At 46.2% G+C, this 8,869-nt stretch carries 8 protein-coding genes and 2 pseudogenes; 3 read left to right on the plus strand and 7 right to left on the minus strand.

All coding sequences use genetic code 11. The features are described from left to right. From Q0200_RS07420 to Q0200_RS07430, 3 genes and pseudogenes are all read left to right on the plus strand, one after another. A pseudogene (locus tag Q0200_RS07420) lies at positions 1–249 on the plus strand (secretion protein); the annotation flags it as partial. After that, complete coding sequence (locus tag Q0200_RS07425) at positions 246–1,445, plus strand: ABC transporter ATP-binding protein (RefSeq protein ID WP_297939744.1); 1,200 nt, start codon at positions 246–248, stop codon at positions 1,443–1,445. The pseudogene Q0200_RS07420 and the gene Q0200_RS07425, both read left to right, overlap by 4 nt. 8 nt (positions 1,446–1,453) lie before the next feature. Next, positions 1,454–2,578, plus strand: coding sequence for an ABC transporter permease (locus Q0200_RS07430; RefSeq protein WP_297939746.1), 1,125 nt, complete (start codon positions 1,454–1,456; stop codon positions 2,576–2,578). Positions 2,579–2,580: 2 nt separating this feature from the next. On the opposite strand, the gene Q0200_RS07435 is transcribed toward Q0200_RS07430, so the two are convergent. The 7 genes and pseudogenes from Q0200_RS07435 to Q0200_RS07465 form a co-directional block, all read right to left on the minus strand. Further along, positions 2,581–3,528: a hypothetical protein gene (locus Q0200_RS07435; RefSeq protein ID WP_297939749.1), complete on the minus strand. Its 948-nt coding sequence runs from the start codon at positions 3,526–3,528 to the stop codon at positions 2,581–2,583. Positions 3,529–3,563: 35 nt separating this feature from the next. After that, positions 3,564–4,283 carry a DUF3944 domain-containing protein gene (locus Q0200_RS07440; RefSeq protein WP_297939752.1) on the minus strand — a complete coding sequence of 240 codons (720 nt, stop codon included), beginning with the start codon at positions 4,281–4,283 and terminating at the stop codon, positions 3,564–3,566. A 284-nt stretch (positions 4,284–4,567) separates the two neighbouring features. Beyond that, a complete protein-coding gene (locus Q0200_RS07445) occupies positions 4,568–5,674 on the minus strand; it encodes an NnrS family protein (RefSeq protein ID WP_297939755.1) in 1,107 nt (368 codons plus the stop codon). Further along, positions 5,667–6,356: an ATP-binding cassette domain-containing protein gene (locus tag Q0200_RS07450; protein ID WP_297939758.1), complete on the minus strand. Its 690-nt coding sequence runs from the start codon at positions 6,354–6,356 to the stop codon at positions 5,667–5,669. Before Q0200_RS07450 ends, Q0200_RS07445 begins: the two co-directional genes overlap by 8 nt. A 6-nt stretch (positions 6,357–6,362) precedes the next feature. Further along, complete coding sequence (locus Q0200_RS07455; protein WP_297939761.1) at positions 6,363–7,160, minus strand: ABC transporter permease; 798 nt, start codon at positions 7,158–7,160, stop codon at positions 6,363–6,365. Continuing rightward, positions 7,157–8,119 (minus strand): ABC transporter substrate-binding protein, encoded by a 963-nt coding sequence (locus tag Q0200_RS07460; RefSeq protein ID WP_297939764.1) that lies wholly within the window; start codon positions 8,117–8,119, stop codon positions 7,157–7,159. The genes Q0200_RS07455 and Q0200_RS07460 overlap by 4 nt, the downstream gene beginning before the upstream one ends. A gap of 300 nt (positions 8,120–8,419) precedes the next feature. Then, positions 8,420–8,869: pseudogene (locus Q0200_RS07465) on the minus strand (3-dehydroquinate dehydratase); the annotation flags it as partial.

Here is an 8,869-nt window from a genome sequence, read left to right on the forward strand (position 1 = left end):
AGATTTTTCGTGCCCGCAGGAGCGCTAACTAGCCTGCGCGAGGGGCAAAAAGCGCGCATTAGCTGCGAGGGATGCACGGACTTTACCGCTCGTATCGTAAAAATCGCGTCCGCTCCCGAGTACGCTCCACCAGTCATCTACAACCAAACCTCGCAAAGCACGCTGGTCTATCTAGTCGAAGCCGTACCCGAAAACAACGCAACCGCCCTGCACCCGTCGCTGCCGATAAAAGCGAGACTAGAGCCGTGAACGCGAAAAATATCTCCGCTCAAATTCGGCGTGCAAATTTAGACAAAATTTCGCCGGGGCAAAATTTAAACGCGCGCGGCGGTAAAATTTACGGCGCAGACAAAACTCCGTCGCAGACCGAAAGAAAATCAAATTTGAGCGGGCTAAATCTAGCAAACGAGTTAAAAGCGAAATTTAGCAACGCAAATTTGCCCTCAAATTTGACAAACGCCTCAAATTTAACCGCAAGCCATAGCTCAAATTTGACTCCAAATTTGAGCCCGAAACAGCAGAGCGGCGACTACGCCATCGACGTTAGAGGCCTCACCAAAAAATTCGGCAAAAAGATCATCACGGACGGTGTCGACATCAGAGTCAAAAAGGGCAGCGTATGCGGGTTTTTGGGACCAAACGGTAGCGGCAAGACGACTACCATACGCATGCTTTGCGGTCTTTTAAAGCCAGACGGCGGTAGCGGCAGCTGCCTGGGGTATGATTTCCGCGGCCAAAGCGAAGCCATACGCCTAAAAACTGGCTATATGACGCAAAAATTTGGCTGGTACGACGACCTTAGCGTGAGGGAAAATTTAGAATTTATCGCTAGGCTTTTTGCGGTCAAAAACCAAAAAACGGCCGTAAATCAAATCCTAGACCGCCTAGACCTCGCCCCGCGTCAAAACCATCTAGCGGGCAGTTTATCTGGCGGCTGGAAGCAGCGGCTCGCACTTGCGATGTGCCTCGTGCACGGCCCGGAGCTGCTTTTGCTCGACGAGCCGACGGCTGGCGTAGATCCAAAGGCTAGGCGCGAGTTTTGGGATATCATCCACGAGCTAGCCCAGGACGGCATCACCGTGCTAGTCTCCACGCACTACATGGACGAGGCCGAGCGCTGCCACGAGCTCATATACATCGCCTACGGCAAGATCCTAGCCCGCGGCACGCAATCAGACATCATCGCCAGCTACGATCTAAACGTCTGGCAGCTAAGCGGAGATAGAGCGGGCGAAGCGGCGTCGCTGCTAGCCTCAAACACCGCGCTTAGCGTTTCGGCTTTCGGTAACGGCTATCACATCACGGCAAAGGACGATGCCGCGCTGCAAGAGGCAGTTATAGACCTAGCGGTACCGCAGGACGAGCTAAGTCTAATACCGATCAAAGCGAGCCTGGAGGATGTTTTCATACACCTGCTAGAGCTTTATAAAGACGAGCGGTTTTAGGAACGGCGATGAAATTTATCTCGTTTTCTCGAACCGCGGCGATGATTGTAAAGGAATTTCGTCAAATTTTAAGAGACCGCGCGACGCTAGCGATGATCATCGCGATGCCGCTGATGCTGATGCTGCTTTTTGGTTACGCGATAAACAACAACCCGCGCCACCTGCCCTCAGCCGTAGTGATCGCAGATAGCGGTGGCAAGCTCACCCGCTCACTAGTTAGCGCGATGAAAAATACGGAGTTTTTCGACGTCAAACACGTCGGTGCGGACGCAGCTAGAGCTGAAGCCATGATGCAAAGTGGCGAGGCGCAGTTTATTATATATTTTCCGCCGAATTTAGAACGCGACCTCATGCGAGGCCAAACGCCTAAAATTTTAATCGCCACCGACTCCACCGATCCCTCGGCAAACTCGGGCGCCGCTGCCGCGCTGCAAATAGCATTTGAGCAGGCTCTTGCTAGAGACAAGCCCGGTTACGCGCAGCCTAAGGCGGAATTTGAGCTACGCGCGCACTCTCGCTACAACCCGGAGCTACTCACGCGCTATCAGATCATCCCGGGGCTCATGGGTATCTTGCTCACGCTAACGACGATCCTGCTAACAAGCATCTCGGTAACGAGGGAGTTTGAGCGCGGCACGATGGAAAATCTCCTAGCCGCTCCGCTGCGCCCGGCTGAGGTGATGATAGGCAAAATTTTACCCTACCTACTCATAGTCTACCTGCAAGTGGGCGCGCTTTTGCTGATAGCGAGGCTGCTTTTCGGGTTGCCCCCTATCGGCGACTGGGTCGCGCTTTTTACGGCTTGCACTCTGCTGATGCTTGCAAATTTGGGCGTCGGCTTTACCTTTAGCACGCTAGCTCGCAGCCAGCTGCAGGCGATGCAGATGACTTATTTTTTCTTTTTGCCTTCGATGCTGCTATCTGGATTTATGTTTCCTTTTTACGGGATGCCGGCGTGGGCGCGGTTTATCGGCGAGTGCTTTCCGCTGACGCATTTTTTGCGTATCATTAGAGGCGTCTGGCTTAAAAGCGCCCAGCTTAGCGATTTTTACTACGACCTGGCCGCGATTTTGGCGTTTTTATGCGTTAGCACGGCCATATCGCTCGCTAGGTATAAAAGGACGCTGGATTAAAATTACTCGGCAGTTATAAACTTTATATTCTTACCGTTTTGTAGCAGATAAACGTCTTGGCTTTGCTGCAAAAAAAGTTTTCTTTCAAAATTTTTCAAAAATAAATATTCGTCGTCTATCTTTTTTGACTTGTCTCGCAATCGTTTTATGATAATTTTATCGCTTTGGCTATGTTTTGAGATTTTAGCAAAATCATTTTCCAATATTTTCTCGGTATCTATAAGTCTTTGCATTGCGCTTATAGCCTTATCTGTTTCGCCGATATTTAGATGATGTTTATAAATCAGTACATCGCAAGTCTGCATTATCTTTTCCGTCAAGATATAACTATTTATAATGTTTTCCTCATCTTTTTTAAGCGCGTTTTTAAAATTTATAAAATAATAAAGCCTTATCCTATCAGCCTTAAATTTTATATTTTTCAGAAAAATTTTATCGCTTTCATCTAAAATTCGGCTCCGGCTTAATAAAAAAACGTAATTAATTAAGGCTAAAATTTCAGCTCTTTTCTCGTTTTCAAAATGCTCCAAAATTTTATCCAGCTTTTCGTTTATGCCTTTTAAATTTTCGTTTATCTCACGCATAAACTGCTGTCCAAGCGCGATACTAGCCACTTGATAAAAAGCAAACGGCGTTACGATTTTAGCTATATCTTCGCCGCCTAAAACGTTAAAAGCCGCATGCCCTTTTAGCTCGCCGTTTTCGCGTACCGCCGTACCCAACCCGCTACCTAATTTTCCATCTATCTTGCTAAGCTTACTAGCATCAACGGTGCATTTAAAGAGCTTTGAGCCTTCATTTGCCAAGCGGGCGTCTCTTAAAATTTCGGCTCCGCTTTTTACGGCGGTATCGGTTAAATTTACGCCATCGCGCTCAAGGCTGTAGGAATGGCACGTTTTAAAATTATCCAGCTCTCTTATATCCGCCTCTTTTATAATTATCTCGTTCATTTTTTCCTTTTCTAGCGGGCCAAAAGACCCGCGTTTTATTTATCCATATGCTTTTGTCGCAGATAAGCTATCTGCACTACGACCGGTATAGTTACTCGGTATGCCGGACCTGCTATATCAGCAGCCGTCCAGATGCCAGAAATCGTCCAGCCGATCGGCCCTGCTAAAATAGCCATCCACTTCGTAAGAGTATTGTTTCCGATTATCGTTAGTCCTTTGCCAAAAATCGCTTTCCAAATCGCATTTACTATAACCAACGTAAATTGATACGCCTTAAATTTGCCGAGCTTTATTGCCGTTTGTAGCGCCATTACTACTGCTTGCGGCGTATACTTATCTGTTTTTATATCAAGATCCTTCAAGAGTTCCTTGCGCTCGCCTTCGCTCATCTTTTCAAGCGCGTCGGTCGTAATCTTTAAAAGTAGCGAAAACTCGATATCCTCGATAGAATAGTGAGGGGAATAATGAACTTTCATCCTTTTGCAAACGTCTTCTAAAATCTCGGCGTATTGAACTCCGCCGCCTCTAAAAATATTTACGAAAGTATTACCGCCATATCTTTGTATCTCTTCTAAAATAAGATCAATGTACTGCGCATGATCTGGATAATGTTTGATAAATTTTTTATCATTCGAGAGACTTTCGCTGATCCTTTCGTCATTATCTTTACCTTTTAGAATCTCGACTAGATCGTTTAGATCTTCATTACTCATTTGCCTTAAAAACTCTAATCCAATATCGTATTTATATGCCATTTTATTTCCTTTTTAGATTTATTTTATTTGAAATTTAAGTAAAATTTAAAGGCTATCCGCCTTTTAAAAGCGGTATATGAAAGTAAAATTTTGGATTTTTAAATAGGTTAAATAAGGATAAATTTGCGCCTTTTAGGCAGAGCGTATTACTCTCTCTCTCTCTCTCTCTCTCTCTCGACTTTTGATTTTTCAAGAGTCTTCCTTTGCGTTTATTTTTTGTTATTATACAAAAATTAGCGACGGGTTGAGTCAAATTTTAAAATTTAATCCGAAGCAAAATAAATCTACTCCGGATCGTCGCTAAACTCGTTATCTCTGAAAATTTTATAAAAATCAATAAACCAAAGCGCGAAGGCTACGGCGATGAGGGTTGCCGGTAGATGTATATAAAATCCGCTCCAAACGTAAGCCAAAAAGCCTCTGCAAACGCCTGCGGCAATGACAAGCGCAAAGGCGATCTTGCTAAGGCGTAAAAACTCAAGCTCCTGCCCGCTGTGGCGCAGACCGGCGATATTAAAGATAAGCATAATGCTAAAAATAATGCCGTTTAGCGCGATAACGTGCAGCATATTTGTCTCTAGCCCCAGCCCCAAAATCCCGCTCGCGCCGTAAAGGATATAGCCCGCGGCCAGCAAAAGCTGCATCAGGTAGTAATAAATCACGAAGCTATGACGCAAAAGCTCCTTGTAGTGCCACTCTTTTAGCTTGGCTAAAATCGCGCTACCGCAGGCTATCGCGGCGAAATTTACAGCCTTGCTGCCTTCAAAAAACAGGCTAACTAACAAAAACGCGCTAACGCTAACGATCGCGATGTTTTTATAAACGAAATTTGGCACAAAGGCCGCGTCTTGCATGCCAGGCTCGCGGTTTAGCGCCTCCTTGCCAAGCACGACGCTAACGCGAAAAGATATAAGCAAAATCGCGATTACGTGTAGGTGGATTTGTAAATTTAAAAATCTCTCCTCGCCGCTAATCAGATAGTAAATCTCAAATCCCAAAATGCCGAGTAAAAATGCTAAAACGCCCAGCTGATCGTCGTTTCTATCAAGCCAGATCATATAAACGCAAAGTCCCGCCAGATACGCCCAAAAAAACGCCATAAAAAAATGAGCCGCAAATAGGCTAAAAAACGCACTAACAAAACTCGCCGCAAAAAACGAAAACATCGCGTAGGCGTGCTTTTTTAGCCCTCCGCCAAAATTCGTCCAGTCCGTTAGCCCCGTTAGCAAAAATCCCGCGTACGCAAGGGCTGCGACAAGGTGCAAAAATATAAATTTATGCCAGCTAACGAAATCTACGGGCGCAAAAAACACCGCTCCGCCTAGCACCGCGCAAATCGCACTCGTAAGGAAAAAAATTCTCATCGGATGAGTGAAAAAGTCGTTAATCATAATAAATTTTTCCTTTAAAATTTTCGTCTATCACGCCGCTAGCGTAGGCAAAATCTCGCTGCGAAAAGGCGCGGTCAAGCTCCAGCTCGCGCTCGATCACCGCGCCCTTGCTGGCTAAAAAGCAAATTTTACTAGACATTCGCGCGGCCTCCATCCTGTCGTGAGTCACCAGCACGACGCTCATACCCTCCTCCACGCGGCGCGTGACGATGTCTATCAAAATTTCCTTCATATCATAATCAAGCCCCGACAATGGCTCATCCATTAAAAGTAAATCAGGCTGCGTAACGAGCGCTCTTACGAAACTAACGCGCGCGCGCATGCCGCCGCTTAGCTCGTCAGGGTACTTTAGCGCGTCTTTTTCGGTTAAGCCAAGTCTAGCAAAAAGCTCTAGCACGGCCTTTTCGTCAGGCTCATCCATCACGAGCAGCACGTTATCAAGCGCGTTTTTCCACTCGAGCAGGCGATTTTCCTGAAAGAGATAGGTCGTTTTGTTAAATTTATTGATTATTTTGCCTTTGCGCGGATCGATAAGCCCCGAGATCAGGCGCAGGATCGTAGTTTTACCGCAGCCGCTCGCACCAAATAGCGTCACTACTTCGCCCGCACCGACTTTTAAGCTAAAATCGCGCACGACCTTGTCGCGTAAAATTTCGTATTCTAAATTTTGAAGTTCTAGCATAGCAAACTACCTTTTCCACGGCATTAGCGTGATCTTGAGCGGCTCGATAACCAGATACTCAAAAAGCATAATGATAGCAATAGTGAGCACGACGTAGGCCATCACCTCGGTAGTATCTAGCATCACGCGCGCGTTTGCGATCTTTGCGCCCATACCGTCGTTCGCGCCTAGCAGCTCGCCCATGATGACGATCTTTACGCCCATGCCTACGGCGACGCTTAGAGAGCTGATGATGTGGCTGGTTAGGTGCGGAACGTAAAGGTGGCGAATTTTTTTCCAAACGCCCAGTTTATAGGCGTCAAACATCTCCTTTAGCTCCTCGCTAACGCTCATCATGCCGACCATCGAGCTAGCAAAAGTAAGCGGCAAAACCGTGATAATGATCGTAAAGATGGTGCTCGCGTTTCCAAACCCGAACCAAAATATAGCTAAAACGATCCAAATAATAGGCGGCATAGAAAGCAGCGTCGTGATCACGGGCTTTAAAAATGCGGCAAAGCTTTTATACGCGCCCGCAACCAGCCCCAGCGTGATACCGATAGCACAGGCCGTACCGACGCCCACTAGCGAGCGCACGAGAGTGATGTTTATCTCGCTGTTTTTATAATTCGCCAAAAGCTCGTACGCCCGCACGAAAACAGCCTGCGGAGCCGGGAGTAAAAACTCCCCTCCCAGCTCGCTGCCGATCTGCCAAAGCGCGATGATAAGTGCTATCGTCGCAAGACCGCTAAAGCCGCCCCAAAGGTAGTCCGCAACCTTTAAGAGCGCGCCGCGGTCTTTTTTGACGTTATCTATAAGTATCATAAAAATAGGCTCTTATCAGGCATTTTACCGCCCAGAAGCTTTGGATTAAACTCAAAAATTTGCTCAAAAAAAGCCATTACGTCATCTTGCAACTCATGCGCTTTTGTTACCGTTAAATTTGCCTTATCAAAAGCCCCGGCTAGCGCAGGCTCGGGCGCAGGCAGATACTCGGCGCCGATTTTAGCCGCGCTTTGTTTGTTTTCTAGGATCCATTTTAGCGCGCTCGTTAGATCGGAGTGCAGCGTTTCAAAAAGCGCGCGATTTGCCTCGTAGTAGTCCACGTTTACGATGATGCCCGCCATCGGGATGTATGGTTTGGCACCAAAGCTCTCGCCCCAAGTTTTAGGAAAATCAAGCCCGTAATGCACGGCTACGCCCGCTTTTTTACCGCGTAAAATCGTCGCTTCGCTAAGAGGCTGCGGAACGATAAGAACGTCGTAGTCCTTTTGGATAAACAGCCCCACCGCTTCAGGCGGCGTCTGGGTATACGTGATATCAAGCTTGCTCGCGTCTATGCCGCGTTTCTTGCAAAGCGCGCGTAGCACGAGATCGGGCATATCGTTTTTAAACGGCATTATGATTTTTTTGCCTACGAAGTCCTCTAGCGCCTTGATACTCTCGTCCTTTATCATCGCGTTCATGACACCTAGCGTGAGTAAATTTAACATCGCGAAATTTAACCCTTGATTTCGCAGGTTCGCAGCAACGTTTGAGGGCGACATAGTGACCTTGATATCGCCGCTAGCCACTCCCGCGCGCAGGACGTCCGGAGTGTTCCAGATGCGCAGCTTCACGTCGTGCGTCTTTGCTAGCTCGCCTTGCATGCTTGCCACGGCCATTATCACGCTAGGGATCGCCGGCGCGCCCCACATCGTAAAGTTTTCCTTCGCAAAAAGGCTAGGAGCCATCGTCGTCGCGCCCAGCGCCGCTCCGAGTCCTAAAAATCCTCGTCTGTTCATAACTTTCTCCTTGTATTAAGATTTTAAATTTTATTTCGTTTCGCTTCGCGGCTCGCTCCGGGCATCAAATTTGATCGTAAAATTTAACCGCTAAATTTGACCCGTCCAGACCCGCACCGCGAAAATGCTAAATTTACTCGAGGCAAATTTGAGCTTACCTCAACTTATTTTTGATAATTATATCCAAGATTTAAATATAAAACCTTGATTTAAATCTTGGTTTTTAGTTGATTTGGATTGTTAAATTTGAGCGTTAAATTTAAATACTCAAATTTTTAAAATCCAACTTTTTGCAGCATACTAGCCCTGCGACGCGAGAAGATGCCGCACTACAAATTTTAAATTTGTATTTTCAAGGTAAATTTTGTCTGCCTTATCCATATTTTTTATAGCAAGCTCGTTTTTCATTAAAAGCCTTATAAGTCCAGCACTATCAAGCATAGCAAGATACTCTTTTAGTGTTCTATCATCCCTTATATCAACAAGCGATTTTAGGCTTGAGTAGTTTGGCTGATATGGGACGTTCGTGCTTATGGCATGAGTTAAGATCTTTAGCTTTCTTGCTGTGTTGCCGTTTAAATTTGGATATATGCTTAAAAGATCGCTATCTATCGTAGCCTCTATACTTTGTTTTAGAGTCCGATAAAAGGCAGTATCATTTGGCATATCATTATAGTATGGGTAGTAGCCTACCTTTAGATACTCTCTAAAAAGCTTAATGACGACTAGATCTTCTTGTTTTAAAGTATT

This window comes from uncultured Campylobacter sp. (assembly GCF_938045225.1).
GTDB lineage: Bacteria > Campylobacterota > Campylobacteria > Campylobacterales > Campylobacteraceae > Campylobacter_A.

Bases quoted from the DNA above. Each gene is read 5' to 3' on its own strand.
- Q0200_RS07430 (WP_297939746.1), top strand. From the start codon at position 1,454: ATGAAATTTATCTCGTTTTCTCGAACCGCGGCGATGATTGTAAAGGAA.
- Q0200_RS07435 (WP_297939749.1), bottom strand. From the start codon at position 3,528: ATGAACGAGATAATTATAAAAGAGGCGGATATAAGAGAGCTGGATAAT.
- Q0200_RS07440 (WP_297939752.1), bottom strand. From the start codon at position 4,283: ATGGCATATAAATACGATATTGGATTAGAGTTTTTAAGGCAAATGAGT.
- Q0200_RS07445 (WP_297939755.1), bottom strand. From the start codon at position 5,674: ATGATTAACGACTTTTTCACTCATCCGATGAGAATTTTTTTCCTTACG.
- Q0200_RS07450 (WP_297939758.1), bottom strand. From the start codon at position 6,356: ATGCTAGAACTTCAAAATTTAGAATACGAAATTTTACGCGACAAGGTC.
- Q0200_RS07455 (WP_297939761.1), bottom strand. From the start codon at position 7,160: ATGATACTTATAGATAACGTCAAAAAAGACCGCGGCGCGCTCTTAAAG.
- Q0200_RS07460 (WP_297939764.1), bottom strand. From the start codon at position 8,119: ATGAACAGACGAGGATTTTTAGGACTCGGAGCGGCGCTGGGCGCGACG.